The 19,189-nt window shown below is 75.6% G+C and carries 16 protein-coding genes; 10 read left to right on the plus strand and 6 right to left on the minus strand.

Translation table 11 applies throughout. The features are described 5' to 3' along the window. The first annotated feature begins 11 nt into the window (after positions 1-11). Both TEK04_RS14465 and TEK04_RS14470 read left to right on the plus strand, forming a co-directional pair. On the plus strand, positions 12-986 hold the full coding sequence (locus TEK04_RS14465) for an ABC transporter substrate-binding protein (protein ID WP_336405053.1): 975 nt from the start codon (positions 12-14) through the stop codon (positions 984-986). 54 nt (positions 987-1,040) lie between these two features. Then, a complete protein-coding gene (locus TEK04_RS14470) occupies positions 1,041-1,898 on the plus strand; it encodes an Fpg/Nei family DNA glycosylase (protein WP_336405054.1) in 858 nt (285 codons plus the stop codon). 139 nt (positions 1,899-2,037) lie between these two features. Here the strand turns inward: TEK04_RS14470 and TEK04_RS14475 are convergent, their stop codons facing one another. The 3 genes from TEK04_RS14475 to TEK04_RS14485 form a co-directional block, all read right to left on the minus strand. Then, positions 2,038-2,928, minus strand: a complete 891-nt coding sequence (locus TEK04_RS14475; RefSeq protein WP_336405055.1) for a YrzE family protein — start codon at positions 2,926-2,928, stop codon at positions 2,038-2,040. A 124-nt stretch (positions 2,929-3,052) separates the two neighbouring features. After that, the gene (locus TEK04_RS14480) at positions 3,053-4,153 is read right to left on the minus strand and encodes an MBL fold metallo-hydrolase (RefSeq protein WP_336405056.1); all 1,101 of its coding nucleotides are present in this window, start codon (positions 4,151-4,153) and stop codon (positions 3,053-3,055) included. A gap of 38 nt (positions 4,154-4,191) precedes the next feature. Continuing rightward, on the minus strand, positions 4,192-5,067 hold the full coding sequence (locus tag TEK04_RS14485; protein ID WP_336405057.1) for a hypothetical protein: 876 nt from the start codon (positions 5,065-5,067) through the stop codon (positions 4,192-4,194). A 188-nt stretch (positions 5,068-5,255) separates the two neighbouring features. On the opposite strand from TEK04_RS14485, the gene TEK04_RS14490 reads away from it, so the two are divergent. Then, the gene (locus TEK04_RS14490) at positions 5,256-6,830 is read left to right on the plus strand and encodes a cation:proton antiporter domain-containing protein (RefSeq protein ID WP_336405058.1); all 1,575 of its coding nucleotides are present in this window, start codon (positions 5,256-5,258) and stop codon (positions 6,828-6,830) included. A gap of 193 nt (positions 6,831-7,023) precedes the next feature. Here TEK04_RS14490 and TEK04_RS14495 read toward each other — a convergent pair whose 3' ends face one another. From TEK04_RS14495 to TEK04_RS14505, 3 genes are all read right to left on the minus strand, one after another. Beyond that, complete coding sequence (locus TEK04_RS14495) at positions 7,024-9,468, minus strand: FtsX-like permease family protein (RefSeq protein WP_336405059.1); 2,445 nt, start codon at positions 9,466-9,468, stop codon at positions 7,024-7,026. Positions 9,469-9,479: 11 nt separating this feature from the next. Next, positions 9,480-10,247, minus strand: a complete 768-nt coding sequence (locus tag TEK04_RS14500) for an ABC transporter ATP-binding protein (protein WP_336405060.1) — start codon at positions 10,245-10,247, stop codon at positions 9,480-9,482. Positions 10,248-10,890: 643 nt separating this feature from the next. Continuing rightward, complete coding sequence (locus tag TEK04_RS14505; protein WP_336405061.1) at positions 10,891-12,480, minus strand: hypothetical protein; 1,590 nt, start codon at positions 12,478-12,480, stop codon at positions 10,891-10,893. Positions 12,481-12,785: 305 nt separating this feature from the next. On the opposite strand from TEK04_RS14505, the gene TEK04_RS14510 reads away from it, so the two are divergent. The 7 genes from TEK04_RS14510 (at position 12,786) to TEK04_RS14540 (ending at position 19,146) form a co-directional block, all read left to right on the plus strand. Further along, complete coding sequence (locus TEK04_RS14510) at positions 12,786-13,445, plus strand: HAD-IA family hydrolase (protein WP_336405062.1); 660 nt, start codon at positions 12,786-12,788, stop codon at positions 13,443-13,445. Between the two features lie 11 nt (positions 13,446-13,456). Next, entirely contained in the window at positions 13,457-14,701 is a 1,245-nt protein-coding gene (locus tag TEK04_RS14515) for a sedoheptulose 7-phosphate cyclase (protein WP_336405063.1), read from the plus strand. Next, on the plus strand, positions 14,698-15,489 hold the full coding sequence (locus tag TEK04_RS14520) for an O-methyltransferase (RefSeq protein WP_336405064.1): 792 nt from the start codon (positions 14,698-14,700) through the stop codon (positions 15,487-15,489). The genes TEK04_RS14515 and TEK04_RS14520 overlap by 4 nt, the downstream gene beginning before the upstream one ends. 75 nt (positions 15,490-15,564) lie before the next feature. Beyond that, positions 15,565-16,371 carry a TauD/TfdA dioxygenase family protein gene (locus tag TEK04_RS14525; RefSeq protein ID WP_336405065.1) on the plus strand — a complete coding sequence of 269 codons (807 nt, stop codon included), beginning with the start codon at positions 15,565-15,567 and terminating at the stop codon, positions 16,369-16,371. A gap of 83 nt (positions 16,372-16,454) precedes the next feature. Then, the gene (locus TEK04_RS14530) at positions 16,455-17,741 is read left to right on the plus strand and encodes an ATP-grasp domain-containing protein (protein ID WP_336405066.1); all 1,287 of its coding nucleotides are present in this window, start codon (positions 16,455-16,457) and stop codon (positions 17,739-17,741) included. Further along, positions 17,741-18,790, plus strand: a complete 1,050-nt coding sequence (locus TEK04_RS14535; protein WP_336405067.1) for a D-alanine--D-alanine ligase family protein — start codon at positions 17,741-17,743, stop codon at positions 18,788-18,790. Before TEK04_RS14530 ends, TEK04_RS14535 begins: the two co-directional genes overlap by 1 nt. 38 nt (positions 18,791-18,828) lie before the next feature. Next, entirely contained in the window at positions 18,829-19,146 is a 318-nt protein-coding gene (locus TEK04_RS14540) for a hypothetical protein (protein WP_336405068.1), read from the plus strand. The last annotated feature ends 43 nt before the right edge of the window (positions 19,147-19,189 follow it).

The following is a 19,189-nucleotide window of genomic DNA, read 5'->3' on the forward strand; positions in this document are numbered from 1 at the left end:
GGAGGTCCTTCGTGCTCCGTCGCTGCGCGCTGCCCGCTCGCGTCCCTGCCGTCGTTCCCGCCGTCGTCCCTGCCGTCGTCCTCGCCCTCGGGCTGACCGCGTGCGGGACGGAGGTCGGGGAGTCCCCCGGCGCGGCGACCGCGCAGACCCGCTCGGTGGTGCACGCGCTGGGCACCACCGAGGTCACCGGCACCCCCGAGCGTGTGGTCGTGCTGGACTCCGGGGAGCTCGACGCGGTCGCCTCGCTGGGCGTCGTCCCGGTCGGCACGGTCGAGACCGAGGGGCTGCTCGAGGAGCTGGCCGGCGCGCACGGCTTCGACGCCGACGACGTGGCGGTGGTGGGCAGCATCACCGAGCCCGACCTCGAGGCCGTCGCCGCCCTGCAGCCGGACCTGATCCTCACCAACGCCGTCCGGCACGCTGCGCTGTACGAGCAGCTGTCCGGGCTGGCCCCCACCGTGATGTCGGCCGACCTGGGCGCGGTCTGGCAGGGGAACTTCCGGCTGTCGGCCGAGGCGATGGGCATGACCGACGAGGCCGGGCGGATCCTGGCCGACTACGAGCAGCGGGTGGGCGAGATCGCGGCGGCCTGGGGGGACCCGGCGACCACCGAGGTGTCGGTGCTGCGGTTCATGGGCGGCGGGCAGATCCGCGCCTACGCCCGGGGGTCGTTCATCGGCAGCGTGCTGGAGGACGTCGGGTTCACCTGGCCGGCGGCGCTGGACACCACCGAGAACCGCGTCGAGCTGGGACCCGAGACCCTCGACCAGGTCACCGCCGACGTCGTCTTCTGGTCACCGGGCTTCACCGACGAGGGCAGCGGCGAGGCGGCCTCGCTGCAGACCGGCGGGCTGTGGAGCTCCCTGCCGGCCGTCGCCTCCGGTGACGTGCACGAGGTGGACGACGCCCGCTGGTTCCTCGGCCTGGGCCCGTCGGGTGCCGACCTCGTGCTGGACGACCTGACCGGGATCGCCGCCGCCCGCTGACCCCATCGAGGGCGGTGGGTGGTGGCACTCGCCGGCGCGGGTCACGATGAACCCATGCCGGAACTGCCCGAGGTGGAGGCCCTGGCCGCGTTCCTGCGGGAGAACGCGGTGGGCAAGGTCGTCACGCGGGTGGACCTGGCCGGGATCCAGACGCTGAAGACGTTCGACCCGCCGCTGTCGTCGCTGGCCGGGCTGGAGGTCACCGGAGCCTCGCGCACCGGCAAGTTCCTCGACCTCGACGTGTCGGGCATCCACCTCGTCGTCCACCTGGCCCGGGCGGGCTGGCTGCACTGGCGGGCCGAGCTGCCCACCGCGCCGCCCAAGCCGGGCAAGGGGCCGCTGGCCGTGCGGGTGCACCTCGACGACGGCGCCGGCTTCGACCTCACCGAGCAGGGCACCCGCAAGGGCTTGGCGGTGTACGTCGTCCGGTCGCCGTCCTCGGAGGTGCCGGGCATCGCCCGGCTGGGCCCCGACGCGCTGGCCGTCGACGCCGAGGCCTTCGCGTCGCTCATGCGGGGCCGCAAGGGCCAGCTCAAGGGCGCCCTGACCGACCAGACGCTGGTGTCGGGCATCGGCAACGCCTACTCCGACGAGATCCTGCACGTGGCCAAGCTGTCGCCGTTCAAGGGCGCCGACAAGCTCACCGACGACGAGACCCTGCGGCTCTACGACGCCGTGCGGACGACGCTCACCGATGCCCTGGAGCGACAGGTGGGGCAGCAGGCCGCGAAGCTCAAGGGCGAGAAGCGGGCCAACCTGCGGGTGCACGCCCGCACCGGCCTGCCCTGCCCGGTGTGCGGCGACACGGTCCGGGAGGTGTCGTTCGCCGACACCTCGCTGCAGTACTGCCCCACCTGCCAGACCGGCGGCAAGCCCCTGGCCGACCGCCGGATGTCCAAGCTTCTCCGCTGACCGCGCGGCGCCGCGCGCCCGAGTCACGCCCCGGCGCCCGCGCAACCCGCAACCCGCAACCCGAGGCTCCAGGCATGGGAGCCCACGCACCCACCTCCGGGGTCCGGGGGCGGGTGCATGGGCTCCCATGCCGGGGGCGTCAGAGCGCGACGGCCTCGAAGCCGGCGCGGTCGACCTTGCGGTGGTAGCGCGAGCCGAGCTTGCCGCCGAGCATCGCGCCCAGCAGCGTCACGACGAGCACCGCCCCGAGGGCGATGAACCCGGCCGTGGTGGCGGTGCCCGACTCCACGGGCAGCGCCGGCAGGTTGAGCTGGTCGAACACGTTGTACTGCGTGCCCAGCACCAGCCCGGCGAGGGCGGCCAGCACGGTGACGATGACCCCCCACAGCCACACGCCCAGCCCCTGCTTGGTGCCGTTGAACCGGGCCATCCGCCCGGCCACGTAGCCGCCGGCGAGGTAGGCGATGAACAGCACCACGAGCAGCGCGATGGCCGCGCCCAGACCGATGCCCGTGTTCGCCTGGTCGGCGGCGTCCTGGGCGCTGCCGAGGGTGGAGTAGAGACCGAAGGCCAGGCCTGCGGCGGACAGCACCGCCAGCAGGATGACCGCGATGCCGACGGCGCTCATCCAGCCGAAGAACGCCGACCCCATGTGCAGGCCGCCGTAGCGGGCGCGCTGGACGGCGGCCATCTCCTTGGCGGTCGCGGGGACGGCCGCCCCGGTGCGGTCGTCGATGCCGTCCCCGTCGCGGTCGACCGGGTGCGCGACCGGCGCGGCCGCGGGCACCTGCTGCGTGCGGTGGCGGTCGTGGTCGTAGCCGTGGTCGTGGTCGGGGTCGTAGCCGGGGTCGTGGGTGACCGGCGGGGCGACGACGGTGTCCTGTCGGCCGTGGTCGTCGACCCGGTCGCGGTCGTGGTCGTGGTGGGTCCGGTCGAGGCGGTCGGGGTCGTGCCGGCCCGCGGCGGGGTCCAGCGGGGCCGCGCTCGAACCGGTGGCGGGGGGCGTGGTGCCTCGGGTGTCGTCGGCCATCGTGCGACCTCCAGGTGGGCGTCGCCGGGACCACGTCGGCCCCGGATCGTCGCTGCGGGATGCCCCGAGGAGGGCGCGGCCAACCGTCCGGACGCGGGTGGGGACCCGCGCCCGGACGCCCCGGTCAGGCGACGGCCGACCACCAGTCCGGCGTCGCCGGGACGCCGGCGGTGAGGTCGACCCGCTCGCCGGGCCGGGGGACGACGACCGGGACGTCGCCGGCCGCGGTCAGCAGCCGCTCGACCGGCTCGGCCCAGGCGTGGAACGCCAGGTTGAAGGTGGCCCAGTGGATCGGCAGGAACACGTGGCCACCGAGGTCGCCGTGCGCCCGCACCGCCTCCTCCGGGTTCATGTGGATGGCCGCCCACTGCGCGTTGTAGGCGCCGACCGGCAGCAGGGTGAGGTCGAACGGGCCGTGCTGGGCGCCGATCGCGGCGAAGGCCGGGTGGTAGCCGGTGTCGCCGCCGAAGAACACCCGGTGCCGGGGGCCGGCGACCACCCACGACGACCACAGCGTGTCGTCGCGGGTCAGGCCCCGGCCGGAGAAGTGCCGGGCCTCGGCGCAGACCAGGGTCAGCTCGCCGATCCGGTGCACGCCGTCCCAGTCGAGCTCGACGACCCGGTCGGCCGGGACGCCCCAGCCGCGCAGGTGGGCGCCGATGCCGAGCGGCACGACGAAGGGCGCGGTCTGCTCGCGCACCAGCCGCCGCACGGTGGGCAGGTCGAGGTGGTCGTAGTGGTCGTGGCTGATGAGCACCGCGTCGACCTGCGGGAGCTCCTCCAGCGGGCCGGGTACGGGGTGCAACCGCTTGGGGCCGACGACGGCCGAGGGTGAGACGCGCTCGCCCCACACCGGGTCGACGAGCACGCGGTGGCCGTCGACCTCCAGCAGCGCGCTGGCGTGGCCGAACCAGGTGACCGCCAGCTCGGCGGCCGCGGCGGGCAGCTCGGGTCGCACCAGGGGCACCGCCCGCGACGGCACACCGGCCTTGCGGCCCTTGCGCGCCTCGCGCAGCAGCTCGCCGCGGCTGCCGGGGGCGATCGAGGTGGTGGGCACGGTGTTGCGGAAGCGGCCCTCGGAGAAGTGCTCGGACCCCGCGACCAGGGGCTGCAGGGCTCGGCGGCCGGCGCCCATGGCGACGGGTACCCCCCAGGCGGCGCGGGCCAGCGCGGCGGCGGGGACGGCGAGGACGGCGGTCAGGACGGCGGAGCGCAGGGACGGCACCCCTCCAGCATCCCCGGAGTGGCCGGACGCCGCCCGGGTCAGCCCTCGGCCGCGGTGCTGGTCGACCCGGCGGGCGCCCCGTCCGTGGTGGTCCGGGGCGCGGAGGTCGCCGGTGCTGCGTCGTCGGTGGTGGAGGCCGCAGGCGGCTCGCCGGCCGGATCGGCGGGCGGCGGTGTGCTGGTGGGCGGTGTGCTGGTGTACCCGGTGGTGGTCGGTGCCGAGCTGGCCGGGGCGGTGGGCTCGGTGGTGGTGGTCGGTCTCGTGGACGGCGGGGAGGTCGACGGCGAGGAAGTCGACGGCTGTGAGCTCGACGGCTGTGAGGTGGCCGGGGCGGTGGTCGGCGGCGGGGCGGGGCTGCCGGCGTCCACGGGGGTCGGTCCGGCGGTGCGGGCGGTCGACGTGCCGGGGACGACGCCGGGCGCGCCGGTGCCCGGTGGTCGGGTGACGGGCACGGCGCTGCCCGTCGGCAGGGGCGTCGCGGGGTCGACCGCGCCGGGCCGCGGGGGCTCGGCGGTCGTGGCCGGGGCCGTCGTGGGGGCCGTCGTCGGGGTGGTCGTCATGGCGGTCGCCGTCGAGACGTCGAGGGACAGCGTGGTGGGGGCGGGGCTCGTCGTCGGTGCGGCCACCGAGCTGGGTGCCTGGCCGGCGGCGTCGTCCCGCTGGGCCGGCGAGGCGGCGGCCAGCAGGGTCAACCCGCCGACGGCGACCGCACCCAGGCCGACGGCGGCGACCGGGGCCGCGCGCCGGCGCAGGCGGCGGGTCCGCGGGCGGCGCACGACGCGCACCGGCGGCGCGGGCGGGATCTCGGTGGCCGGGGTGATCAGCGGCAGGGGGTTGGTGTCGGCATGCCGGCCGTAGACGTCGGCGTCGGGGTCGAGCCAGGGCTGCCGGTCGGCGTCGTCGTGCGCACCCATTGTCTGTGACCCCCCGTCGCGGACACCCCCACCATGGGACCACAGGTGGCCGCTCCGCGCACCTCTGACCAGCAGGTTCATGGCTCCCCGTCCCGACGCGGTCACGCTCCGGTCCGCGCGGCGCTCCCCTGACCGCGGCCCGCGGTGGGCGATGATCACCCCCACCACCCGCGAGCGAGAGGGCACCCGTGGACGACGTCTCGGCCATCCTGCTGGCCGTCCTGCTCGGCGGGGTGGCCGCCGGCCTGCTGCGGCTCCCCCCGCTGCTGGGCTTCCTGGCCGCCGGGTTCGTGCTCCACCCCCTCGGCGTGCAGGCCCCACCGGAGCTCGGCACCGTCGCCGACCTCGGCGTCACCATCCTGCTGTTCGGCGTCGGCCTGAAGATCGACCTCCGCTCCCTGGTGCGCAAGGAGGTCTGGCTGACCTCCAGCCTGCACGCGCTCATCAGCACGGCGGTCACCGCCGGGCTGCTGAGTCTGCTCGCCGTCCTCGGGGTGGGGCTGGCCGTCGACGGCGGGCCCCGGGCCTGGCTGCTCATCGGGTTCGCGCTCTCGTTCTCCAGCACCGTCTTCGTGGTCAAGGTGCTCGAGGAGCGCGGGGCGACCCAGACGCTCACCGGCCGGCTGGCGATCGGCGTCCTCGTCGTCCAGGACCTGCTCGCCGTGGTCTTCCTCGCCGTCGCCGAGGGCACGGTGCCCAGCCCCTGGGCCGTCCTGCTCGTGCTGCTGGTCCCCGCCGCCCCGCTGCTGCGGCGGCTGCTGGGCCGGCTGGGCCACGACGAGCTGTTGCCGCTCTACGGCATCGTGCTGGCCCTGGTGCCCGGCTACGCGCTCTTCTCCGCCCTGGACGTGAAGGGCGACCTGGGGGCGCTCCTGCTGGGCATGCTGCTGGCCGGGCACCCGCGCTCGGCCGAGCTGGCCAAGTCGCTGTTCAGCATCAAGGACCTGCTGCTCGTCGGGTTCTTCGTCTCGATCGGCCTGGCCGGGCTGCCCACGGGCGGGGAGCTGCTCATCGCCGCGGCGCTCCTGCTGCTGCTCCCGGTGCAGGCGTTCGCGTTCGTCGTCCTGTTCTACCTGGCCCGGCTGCGGCGGCGCACCGCCGTGTTCACCGCGACGGTGCTCACCAACTTCTCCGAGTTCGGGCTGATCGTGGTCGTGGCCCTGCCCGAAGACCTGCTCGACCCCGGCTGGGCGGCGCCGCTGGCCGCGGCGGTGGCGGCGTCCTTCGTGCTGCCCTCGCTGGTCGGCGACCGGCCCGACCGCCTGGTGGACGTGCTGCGGCGCTGGCTGCCCGACCGGCCCGACGACCGGCTGCACCCCGACGACCGCCCGCTGGACCTCGGCGACGCGCAGGCCGTCGTCCTGGGCATGGGGCGGGTGGGGTCGGCGGCGCACCGTCGGCTGACCGAGGAGTACGGCCTGCCGACCATCGGCATCGAGGCCGACGCCGACCGGGTGGCGGCGTTGCGGGCCGAGGGCGTGCACCTCATCGAGGGCGACGCCACCGACCCGCGGCTGTGGGGGGAGCTCGAGCTGCACCGCGTCGAGCTCGTGCTGCTGGCCATGCCCGCCCACGACAACAACCTGGCCACGCTCACCCGGCTGCGCGCCCACGGGTTCACCGGCACCGTCGCTGCGGTCACCCAGTTCGACGACGACCTGGCCGAGGTGCTCGCCGAGGGGGCCGACCTCGGGCTGCAGCTGTACGAGGGCGCCGGGGCCGAGCTGGCCGACCGCGCCGTCCGCCGCCGTCCGGCCGGGTAGCCCGTCCGCCGTCCGTCACCCCCCGGGGGGCATGGGAGCCCATGCACCCGGTGACGGGGCTCGTCTCCGGGTGCATGGGCTCCCATGCCGGGGCCGGGGCCGGGGCCGGGCCGGGGCCGGGCCGGGGCCGGGGGGCGCGGCCGGGGCAGGGCCGGGGCCGCGGCCGGGGCCGGGGCCGGGGGCCGGGGTGGGGTCACCCCGCGATGGCGGCCACCGGGGGTGTGCGGGCGGCCCGGCGGGCGGGCAGCACGCTGGCCAGCAGTCCGGCTGCCGTGGCGACGACCACGATGGCGCCCACCTGCAGCCACGGGATCGACACCACGGTGCCGTCGGCCGACAGCGAACCGAGCACCGACGCGGCCCCCACCAGGCCGTAGCCGCCGCCGAGCAGCACCCCGATGACCGCGGCCACCCCGGCGACCAGCACCGCCTCCCAGGCCAGCAGCCCGCGCAGCTGCCCGCGGGTCAGGCCCAGCGCCCGCAGCAGGCCGCTCTCCTGGCGCCGCTCGACCACCGACAGGGCCAACGTGTTGCCCACCCCGATCAGCGCGATGAGGACGGCGACGCCCAGCAGGCCGGTCACCACGAGCAGCAGGGTGTCCACCACGTCGTCCAGGGCGGCCCGCTCGCTGGCGATGCCGCTGACGTACGCCGTCGGGACGGCGGTGCCGGCGACCTCGGTGATCTCCTCGACGACGGTGGTGGGTTCGGCGGTGTCGGCCAGCCGCAACCAGATGGAGCCGACGACGGCCTCGGGGTCCAGGGCGGTCAGCTCGACGCCGGTCAGCCGTGGGGTGTCGACGTCGTCACTGCCCAGCACGGCGGTCAGCGTCAGTGCCCGGTCGCCGGCGGTCAGCTCCACCCGGTCCCCGGCGGCCAGGCCGAACTGGTCGGCCAGGAACGGCGGCAGCACGACCTCGCCCAGGGCGGGCAGCGGCTGGTCGGTGGCCGAGCGCAGCACCGGCAGGGTGGCGGGGACGTCGTAGCCCTCGGCCTGCCACGCCTCACCGCCGGGGAAGGTCACCTGACCGGCCGTGATCTCGACACCCTGCTGCACGCCGTCGACGGCTTCCAGCTGGGCCAGCAGCGAGGCCGGCAGCCCCGCGTTCGCCTCCTGCACGACGACGTCGGTGGGGTAGGCGGCGTCCAGGCCGGCGGCGGCGGTGGCCCGGGTGGATGCGGCGCCGACCACCATGGCCGTCGTCAGCGTCACGCCGATGACCAGGGCGGTCGCGGTGGCCGCCGTCCGGCGCGGGTTGCGGGTGGCGTTGCCGGCCGCCAGGCGGCCGGGCACACCGCCCACCCGACCGAGCAACCGGCCGGCGGCGGCGACCACCGGGGGGACGGCGCGCTGGGCGAGCAGCACCGCGCCCAGGAAGCTCAGCGCGCCACCGGGCAGCGCCGCGAGCACCTCCCCGGCCGAGGCCCCCCACAGCAGCAGCGCGACACCGGGGCCGAACATGAGCAGCCCGACGACGAGGCGCACCACACCCGGTCGCGAGCGCAGCGGCGCGGGGTCGGTGGGCCGCAGCGCGGCGAGCGGGGCGACCCGGGTGGCCGCCCGGGCCGGGGCCAGCGCGGCGACCACCGTGGTCACCAGGCCGACGACGACGCCGGCGGCGACGGCGACCCAGGGCACCGAGACCCCCGAGAGCGGGATGGGCGAGTCCAGGCTGGCGGCCAGCGCGGAGACCCCGGCGGCCAACCCGATGCCGCCGAGCACGCCGAGCACCGAGGCCGCCAGCCCGGTGAGCGCGGCCTCCCCGAGCACGCTGCGCCGGAGCTGGGCGGACGTGGCGCCGACGCAGCGCAGCAGCGCGAGCTCGCGGGTCCGCTGGGCCAGCAGGACGGCGAAGGTGTTGGCGATGACCAGCCCGGCGACCAGGACGGCGACGGTGGCGAAGACCAGCAGGACGACGGTCAGGGCGTCGGAACCCCCGGTGAGGGCGGCGGCCTCCTCCTCGGCCCGCTCGGTGCCGGTGGTCAACCGGGTCATGCGGGTCTCGTACGCCATCTGGAGGGCGGTCGGGTCCGGGTCGCCGGCGATCAGCAGCTCGGTGGAGGTCGCGCCCCACTGCTCGGCCTGGTCGGGGGTGACGAAGCCCTGCGAGAACAGCCCGCCGGTGATCGACCCCGAGAGGTCGACCAGGCCGGTGACGGTCAGGTCGCCGGTGATCTCGGTGCCCGCGGCGTCGTAGGTGGTGAACGGCAGGACGTCGCCCACCGCGACGTCCGAGCCCGTGGACAGCGCGATCTGGCCGGGTCCGGTCGGGAAGGTGCCGGCGGTCAGCTGCTGCCAGCGGAGCGCGGGCGCCTCGGCCACGGCGCCGATCGACACGTAGCGGGCGCCGGTCGCACCGGGCAGGACGGTCTGCAACGAGGTGTCCCACTGCGGGGCGACGGCGGTGACGCCGGGGACGGCGGCGACGGCGTCGGCCAGGCCGGCCAGGGGCTCGCCGTCGGTGGAGGACAGCACGTAGTCGGTGCCGGTGTACTCGGCGCCGACGGCGTCGAGCACGGTGGACTTGGCGGTCTGGTTGAGCACCAGGGTGGCGACGACGAACGCGACGGCGATGACGATCGCGGTCATGGAGGCGACCAGCCGGCCGGCGTTGGCCCGCACCTGGGCCAGGAGCACGTGGTTCACCGTCAGCCGCCCAGGCCGCGCAGTGCGTCGATGACGGCGTCGGCGGTCGGGTGGTGGACCTCGCCGGCCAGCCGGCCGTCGGCCAGCAGCACCACGCGGTCGGCGTAGGCGGCGGCGACCGGGTCGTGCGTGACCATGACGACGGTCTGGCCGGTCTCGCGGACGCTGGAGCGCAGCAGCCCCAGCACCTCGGCGCCGGCGCGGCTGTCCAGGTTGCCGGTCGGCTCGTCGGCGAACACGACGTCGGGGCGGGGGAGGAGGGCGCGGGCCACGGCGACGCGCTGCTGCTGGCCGCCGGAGAGCTCGTGGGGCCGGTGGCCCAGCCGGTCGCGCAGCCCGAGCCGGGCCACGACGTCGTCCATCCAGGCCCGGTCGGGGCGCTGGCCGGCCAGCTGCAGGGGCAGGGTCATGTTCTCGGCGGCCGTGAGCACCGGCAGCAGGTTGAACGCCTGGAAGACGAACCCGATCCGCTCGCGGCGCAGCTTCGTCAGCTGGTCGTCGCGCAGCCGGGTGAGCTCGGTGTCACCCAGCCAGACCTGCCCGGTGGTGGCGGTGTCCAGGCCGGCGAGGCAGTGCATCAGCGTCGACTTGCCCGAGCCCGACGGGCCCATGATCGCGGTGAAGCGGCCGCGGTCGAAGGCGACGTCGACCCCGGCGAGGGCGTGCACGGCGGTCTCGCCCGTGCCGTAGGTCTTGCGCAGGTCGGCGGCGCGGACGGCGGCCGTGGTCGGCGGCGCCTCCCCGGGGACGGTCATCACGGGTACGGACATGGCAACTCCTCGGACGGGGTTCTCGGACCGCACCCAGCCTCGCGGTGGGCGGGGTCCGCCCGCGTCGGAGCTGGGTCCCGACTGTCGGGACCCTGTGCTGCACCCCAGGGCGGACCGCCCTCATCCCTGGGGTGGACTCGGCCAGCCGGACGGCGGGGTGGGGGTGGCCGGACATCCCTGACGGTGGCCGGCTGATGGAGCGATCGGCGACCGTGCGAGATGTGCGGCCACCCCGGCCCGGGACCTGTAACGATCACGACGAGCCGGCCGTGAGGACGCCCTGGACGCGGTGGCCGAGACCTTCACGGTCGCGTGGCGCCGGCGGTCGGACACCCCAGGCGACCCCGACGAGGTGCGGCCCTGGCTCTTGGGCATCGCACGCCGGTGCCTCGCCGACATCGGGCGCAGCTCGGCACGGGCCGAGCGGTTGGGCGCCCGGCTGGCCGCGGCCTACGCCCACGTGCCGCTGCCCGACCCCGCTGCCGCGGTGGCTGGACCTGGAACCTGCAGTACCTCCTCCCGGACGGCGTGCTGGCCTTCTTCCAGGCTCCCGACCTGCTGATACGGGAGCAGGTGCTGCAGATCGCTGCCCAGGTCGTGTACCAGCCCTAGGGACCGGGGTGGCCGGATGTCCGGCGCCGGATCAGTCGGCGAAGAGGTCGTCCGGGCCCGCGGCGGTGACCGGGACGCCATCGACCTGCCCCAGCGTGCGGGTGTCGTCGGGGACCAGGGCGCTGCCGCCCGGGCCCGTCACGACGACGGTGACCCGGGCGGTGCCGGTGCCGCGGTCGGCCACCACGCAGCGGGCCGCGGAGGCGAGGTCGGCCGGGCCGGTGCCGGCGGGGAACGCCCGCGAGCCGCACCCGCCCGTCCGGAGGGAGCCGTCGGGACGCCGGTCGGCCCAGGCGGTGCTCACCACCACCGCGCCCCCGGGCAGCGGGACGGCCAGCACCACCGCGTCGACCGGCCCGCCGACCGGAGCCGGCAGCTGCCCGGCCCACAGCAGCACGGGTGCGAGGGTCCGCGGGTCCAGCCCGGTGGGGACGGCGACCGCGGCCAGGGCGTCGTCGACGGCGGCCTGCCGGTCGCCGAGGTCGGGGGTCGACCCCCGCAGCGGCGTCAGGGCCGGTGCCCGGGCCTGCGCGTCGGCCGACCCCGCGGTGGTCACCGGGACGTCGGCGAGAGTCCGGCCCGAGAACTCCCCGACCCGCACGACCCGCACCCGCAGGGCGGCCAGCCCGGGGTCGGGGGCGGCCAGCGACATGGCGGTGACGCCGTCGCGCGCATCGAGGGTCCGGTACACCCGCTGCACCCCGCCCGAGGGGCCGACGACCAACCCGCTGGACACCTCGACCCCCTCGCCCGGGCCGGCCATGACGACCAGTGCGGTGTCCAGCAGGAGCGCGGGCGGGACGTCCGGGCGCAGGACCACCGGTCGTCCCGCGGGGACGAGGTCCGCGGCGGGGGCGCCCTGCGGGGCGGTGGACCACTGGCCCTCGGTGCCCCGGTCGGTCGGACCGGTGACGAGGACCCAGCGCCGGTCCAGCAGGTCCCCGGCGAGGAGCACGTGCCGGTCGGGCACGGCGGGGGCGTCGTCGTCGTCCCAGTCGGCTGCGCGCGCCGCCTCGACGAACGCGGTGTCGGCGGCCAGGGACCCCCGGGTCGGTGCGTCCAAGCGCCCGGCAGCCGGGGCGGGTGCGTTCGGGGTCCGCAGGGAGACCACGGCCAGCGCCACGAGCACGGCCACCGCGGCCACCACCGCGGCCGGCCGTCGCCAGCGCCACGCGCGGAGGGTCCGCACCCGGGCCACTGCGGCGTCGTGGTCGAGCACCGGGGGTCGGCGGACCGCGGCGAGGGCGCCGAGGTCTGCCTCGGGCGCCCCGATCCGCGCCCGGGCCAACGCCACCGGGTCGGCGGGCAGACCTTCGTGGTCGAGCACCAGTGCCGCCCGGGCGTCGGCGTCCAGCTCGGCCAGGGCGGCAGCGGTGCGGTCGGCCGCGGCGAGGTCGGCGGGCGAGAGCCACCACGGGTCCCCGTCCTGGTCGGCCAGCCCACCTCGGGCCAGCCGGGTGCTCAGCAGTGCACGCACGGCGGTGCCGTGGTCGGCGGCGGGGGAGAGGTGGGCGAGGGCCCGGTCGACGCGGTCCTCGGCGGTCCGCCCGGCGGGCTCGAGCAGGTGCGCCACGGCGAGCAGGGGGTCGCGGTGCCGGCGCACGACCGCCCCGACGTCCACCCCACGATGGTGCGCCGGTGGCCGCCGGGCGGCGAGGGCACCGGGGGTGGCCGGACATCGCCGACGGTGGCCGGCGGATGAACCGGCCGGCGACCGTCATGGACGTCGGGCCACCTCCGGCGAGCGGTCCCACCGGCGGGTGCTCGGCGCGCGCGAGGGGGGCCGGGGTGGTGGACTGTGGTCAGGAAATGGCCTGTTCGGCCGGTGTTCACCGCCCCAGCCTGCGTAAAGGTTGCTTACGGAGTTAGAGTCCTCGCACCGCCGTGGCCAGCAGCGCGCCGCGGCCCCAGAAGCGAGGTCACTGCGTGTCCGCTCTCCTCTTCGGGTCCATCAGCACGATCGCCGACACCTCCGAGCTCCAGCGCGAGGCCTTCAACGAGGCGTTCGCCCACCACGGTCTCGACTGGCGGTGGGAGGCCGAGGAGTACCGCGACCTGCTCCGCAGCAACGGCGGTGCCGACCGCATCGCCGCCTACGCGAGCGAGCGCGGGCAGGACGTCGACGCCGCCGCCGTCCACGCCACCAAGTCCGAGCTGTTCCAGCAGAAGGCCCTCGCCGGGGGCCTCAGCGCGCGCCCGGGGGTGCTCGACGCCCTGCGCAGCGCCAAGCAGGCCGGCGGCAAGGTCGCCCTGGTCACCACCACGTCGCCGGCCAACGTCGCCGCCGTCCTGCAGGCCACCGAGGGCCTCGAGCCCGCCGACTTCGACCTGCTGGTCGACAGCGAGCAGGTCGGCGAGCCCAAGCCCGACCCGGCGTCCTACGAGTACGCGCTGCGCACCCTCGGTGAGCAGGCCGGCGACGCGGTCGCCGTCGAGGACAACGTCGGCGGCGTGCAGGCCGCGCAGGCCGCCGGCGTCGAGGTGCTGGCGTTCCCGAACACGAACACCGCCGGGCACGACTTCGGCTCGGCCCGGGTGGTCGACCAGCTCGCCACCTCCGACCTGCCCGCCGGGCTCCAGGGCTGAGGGGGACGGCGATGACCACGGTCAGCTCCAGCGTCACCCGCACCGACGGCGGCTTCGCCGTCGAGGCCGTGCACCGCACCGAGTACCGCCTGGTGCCGGTCGACGGCGTGTTCGCCCCGCACAACCCCCAGCTCGCCGACTGCTACCGCGAGGCCGGGCGCTGCCTGGCCGTCGTCGACGAGAACGTGCTCGCCCTGCACCGCGAGGCCATGGAGGCCTACTTCGCCGCGGCCGGCGTCGAGCTCACCGTCATCCCGGTGGCCATCGCCGAGACCGACAAGACGATGTCCACCCTCGAGCGGCTGGTCGACGCCTTCGGCGCCTACGGCCTGCTGCGCACCGAGGCCCCGCTGGTGGTCGGCGGCGGGCTGGTCACCGACGTCGCCGGGTTCGCCTGCGCGGCCTACAAGCGGTCGACCCCCTACATCCGCATCCCCACCACGCTGATCGGGCTCATCGACGCCAGCGTCTCGATCAAGGTGGCGGTCAACCACGGCAAGGCGAAGAACCGGCTGGGCGCCTACCACGCGTCCTCGACCGTGTTCCTGGACTTCTCGTTCCTGGCCTCGCTCGCCGAGGACCAGGTGCGCAACGGCATGGCCGAGCTGATCAAGATCGCCGTGGTCGCCAACCGCACCGTGTTCGACCTGCTCGACGAGCACGGCGAGGAGCTGCTGCGCACCCGCTTCGGCCACCTCGACGGCACCCCCGAGATCCGCAAGGTGGCCGACCAGGTCACCGACGAGGCCATCGAGACCATGCTGCAGCTCGAGGTGCCCAACCTGGCCGAGCTCGACCTCGACCGGGTGATCGCCTACGGCCACACCTGGAGCCCCACGCTCGAGCTCACCCCGGAGATCCCCTACTTCCACGGGCACGCGATCTCGGTGGACATGGCCTACTCGGCGACCCTGGCCGCCGAGCGGGGGTACATCACCACCGACGACCGCGACCGCATCCTCGCGCTGATGAGCCGGCTGGGCCTCACGGTCGACAGCCCGTACCTCACCGCCGACCTGCTGCGCGACTCCACGAGGTCGATCCTGCAGACCCGGGACGGACTGCTGCGGGCCGCCGCGCCCAAGCCGATCGGCGAGTGCACGTTCATGAACGACGTCTCCGACGACGAGCTGGTGCGCACGCTCGACCTGCACCGCGAGGTCGCCGCGGGGCTGCCGCGCGGCGGCGAGGGCGTCGACGCCTTCATGGTGCCGCGCACCAGCCCCGTCGTCAGCGAGGTCGTGTCGGCCCCGTGACGTCGGACGTCGGACTGCGTCCGGTCACGCCGCTGGGCATCCTGGCGGCGCGGCTGGACGCGGTCTGCGCCCGGGCCGACCTGCCCCCGGACGTCGCCGCGGAGCTGGCCGCCGTCCGGGACCTGGCGGTCGGGTTCCAGCCCTACCTGGAGGAGCACACCTCGCCGGAGTCCCCGGCGCTGGCGGCGCTGGCCGAGCGCACCCGCACCGCGCCCTGGTCGGGGACGCTGGAGGCCGAGATGCTCAGCGGCCACGTCGAGGGCCGCTTCCTGGCCTTCCTGGTGCACCTGACCCGGGCCCGCCGGGTGCTCGAGATCGGCATGTTCACCGGCTACGGCGCGCTGGCGATGGCCGAGGCGCTGCCCGCGGACGGCGAGCTGGTGGCCTGCGAGCTCGACCCCGAGGTGGCCGCCTTCGCGCAGGGGTGCTTCCCGGCCGGCGCGCCGATCGACGTCCGGGTGGGCCCGGCGGCCGACACCCTGGCCGGGCTGGCCGCCGAGGGGCGGGTGTTCGACCTGGTCTTCGTGGACGCCGACAAGGCCGGGTACACCGGCTACCTCGACGCCCTGCTCGACACCGGTCTGCTCGCCGAGGGCGCCCTGGTCGCGGTGGACAACACCCTGATGCAGGGCCAGCCCTGGGCCGGAGAGCGCACCCCCAACGGCGAGGCGATCGCCGCGTTCAACGCCCGCCTGACCGCCGACGCGCGGGTCGAGCAGGTGCTCGTCCCGCTGCGCGACGGCATCACCCTGGTCCGCCGCACCCCCACCCCACCCCCTCCCCGATGATCACGGAGCTGCGTGCGCGCCACGCCGGTCCGCGACGACCTGGGGTCCGTGATCGACTCTGAAGAGGTCGCACTGATGCAGATCCAGCCGCTCGAACCGCTCGGCGCGGTGGTGTCCGGGGTCGACGTCGGTCCGCTGCCGCCGGACCTCGTGGAGGGCCTGCGGGCCGCGCTGGCCGAGCACGGCGTCGTGGTGCTGCGCGACCAGCACGTCGACGACACCGCCTTCCTCGGTTTCCTGCAGTCGTTCGGCCCGCTCACCTTCACCGCGGGCGAGACCCCGGTCGACGGGTTCCCCGACCTCAACGTGATCAGCAACGTGGGTCGCGCCGAGCCGCCGCGCAGCACCTTCCACGTCGACAGCTCGTACCTGTCGACCCCACCGGCCTACACGGCGCTGCGGGCGGTGGAGATCCCCTCGCAGGGCGGCGAGACGGTGTTCACCGACCAGTACTGGGCGCTCGCGACCCTGCCCGCCGAGCTGGCCGACCGGGTGCGCGACCGCCGCATCCGCCACGTGGTCACCGGCATCGACCCCGCCCTGCTCAGCCCGGACGACGAGACCGAGGCCCAGCACCCGGTCGTCCGGCCGCACCCGCTCACCGAGCGGCCGGCCCTGTTCCTGACCACCCCGAAGCGGTGCGCCTCGGTCAGCGGGCTGGACGACGCCGCGTCGGCCGAGCTGGTCGCCGAGCTCTACGCGCACTCGACCACGGAGGAGAACAGCCTGGCCCACGCCTGGACGCCCGGCGACGTCGTGATGTGGGACAACGCGTGCGTGCTGCACCGGGGTGACCACTCGGTGGTGGTCGGCGACCGGGTGATGCACCGCGGCATGGTGCGCGACCACGGCCCGCACGCCACCGACGGGGTGCCCCGCTGACCGCCGGCTCCGCCGTCCGTGGGCGGTCGCGTCGGCAGCGCACCGACGTCGTCCCCGGTCCGCGGCCCACGCCGTGGCGGTCGGTGGCCGTGCTGGCCGGGCTGGCCGCGACCCTGCCGGTCGACCTCGCGGTCACCGTCGTCGCGCTGGCCACCACGCGACGCCGTCGTCCGACGCCGGCCGCGGCACCCCGCACCGTGCTCATCAGCGGCGGCAAGATGACCAAGGCGCTGCAGCTGGCCCGCTCGTTCCACGCGGCCGGGCACCGCGTCGTCCTGGTGGAGAAGGCCACCTACCGGTTCACCGGGCACCGGTTCTCCCGGGCGGTCGACGCGTTCCACGTGGCGCCCGACCCCCGCGACCCCGGGTACGCCCAGGCCCTGCTCGACGTCGTGCGGGCCGAGGGTGTCGACCTCTACGTGCCGGTCTGCTCGCCGGTGGCGTCGGAGTTCGACGCCGCGGCCGCCGACGTGCTCGCCGGGCACTGCGAGGTGCTGAGCCTGGAGCCGGAGATGGTGCGCACCCTCGACGACAAGCACCGGTTCACCCAGCTGGCCGCCTCGCTGGGTCTCCCCGTGCCCGACACCCACCTGGTCACCGACCCCCAGCAGGTGCTCGACCACGACTTCACCGGCGCCACCCGTCCCTACGTGCTCAAGTCGATCGCCTACGACCCGGTGCACCGCCTCGACCTGACGCACCTGCCGCTGCCCACCCGCGCGGCCACCGAGGCGTTCCTGGCCGGCAAGCCGATCAGCCCCGCGAACCCGTGGATCCTGCAGGAGTTCGTCACCGGCGAGGAGATCTGCACGCACTCCACGGCCCGCGACGGCGTCGTCACCGTCTGGTGCTGCTGCCCGTCGTCGGCGTTCCAGGTCAACTACGCCCAGGTCGAGCGGCCGCGGGTGCGCGAGTGGGTGACCACGTTCGTGCGCGAGCTGGGGCTCTCCGGCCAGGTCTCGTTCGACTTCCTGGTCGACGACGACGGGACCCCGTTCGCCATCGAGTGCAACCCGCGCACGCACTCGGCCATCACCATGTTCCACGACCACCCGGCCCACCCCGGGTTGGCCGACGCCTACCTGCACGCCCGGGACACCCCGCTGGAGCCGCTGCCCACCAGCCGGCCGACCTACTGGCTGTACCACGAGCTGTGGCGCGCGCTCAGCCGGCCGGGCACGGCGCGGGAACGCTGGCGGGTGGTCCGCGAGGGCACGGACGCCGTGTTCGACCGGGCCGACCCGCTGCCCTACCTGGTGCTGCACCACGTGCAGATCCCGCTGCTGCTGCTGGCGAACCTGCGGACCCGGGGCGCCTGGAACCGCATCGACTTCAACATCGGCAAGCTCGTGCAACCGGCGGGGGACTGATGAGCCGGGTGCTGCACCTGGTCGGCTCGCCGACCAGCGCGTTCATGGACGACCTGTCGCGGCTCTACGCCGCCGACTGCCTGGCCCACGTGGGCGGGGAGCACGAGCACGTCGTCGCCCACGTCTCCCCGGACGGGTCGTGGCGGTTCCCGGCGTCGCTCGGGGAGCTGGACGCCGCCCTGCCGGTGCCGCTGGGGGAGGCGCTCACGAGGCTCGCCGCCCTGGACGTCGACGTCGCGCTGCCGCAGATGTTCTGCATCCCGGGCATGACCTCCTACCGCGCGCTGCTCGACGTCCTGGGCATCCCGTTCGTCGGCAACACCGCCGACGTCATGGCGCTGGGCGCGCACAAGGCCCGGGCCCGCGCGGTGGTCGCCGTCGCCGGGGTGCGGGTGCCGGCCGGTGAGGTGCTCGCGCCGGGCGAGCGCCCGACGCTCGCCCCGCCGTTGGTCGTCAAGCCGGTGGACGCCGACAACTCCCACGGCATCACGCTCGTCACCGACGCCGCCGACCTGCCCGCTGCGCTGGCCGCCGCGTGGGCGGAGTCGACGCACGCGAGGGGCGGGGTCCGGGGGCAGGGCGGGGTGCTGGTCGAGGAGTTCGTGCCGCTGGGCCGCGAGGTGCGCTGCGGGGTCGTCGTCCGGGACGGCGCGCTGGTCGCGCTGCCGCTGGAGGAGTACGGCCTGTCGGTCGACCACCCGGTCCGGACGGCGGAGGACAAGATCGTGCGGGCCGACGACGGCACCCTGGGCCTGATGGCCAAGGACACCCCCACCGTGTGGACCGTGGACCCGGCGGACCCGGTGACGGCACCGGTCCACGAGTCCGCGCTGGCCTGCCACACGGCGCTGGGGTGCCGGGACTACTCGCTGTTCGACTTCCGGGTCGACCCCGACGGCGTGCCGTGGTTCCTGGAGGCCGGGCTGTACAACTCGTTCGCCCGGCAGAGCGTCATCCCCACGATGGCCCGGGCGGCCGGCACCGAGCTGCCCGAGCTGTTCGCCGACGCGGTGGCGGCTGCGCTCGCGCGCGGACGGGGGCGCTCGTAGGGTCTGCGGATGATCGTCGCGTGCTCGGCGAGTCGCCGGTGAGGCCGTCGCTGCTCGGTGTCTGGACCGCCGACGAGCTCGAGGTCGCCCTCATCCGCACGGCGTGCGGCGACCCCGACCTCGAGCCGGCTCTGCAGCTGGTGATCGACGAGGGTCCGGGCATGTTCGCACTGCTCAGCGCCGGTCTGCTGCGCGTGCAGCCCGACGTCGACGACCTGGGTGGCGGTCTGTGGGCCGAGATCGAGTGGTCCGACATCGACGACGCGGTGATCACCCGGGGGCTGCGGGCCACCCCGCCGCAGCTGGCGGCCCTGCGCACCGCGGCCGCGCGCACGGGCCTGCTGCCCGGCGCCTGACGCGCTCCGTCGGCCCCGCCCCGCGCTGCTTCGCCCAGCGCCC

The sequence above is a fragment of the Klenkia sesuvii genome (genome assembly GCF_037083825.1).
Taxonomy (GTDB): domain Bacteria; phylum Actinomycetota; class Actinomycetes; order Mycobacteriales; family Geodermatophilaceae; genus Klenkia; species Klenkia sesuvii.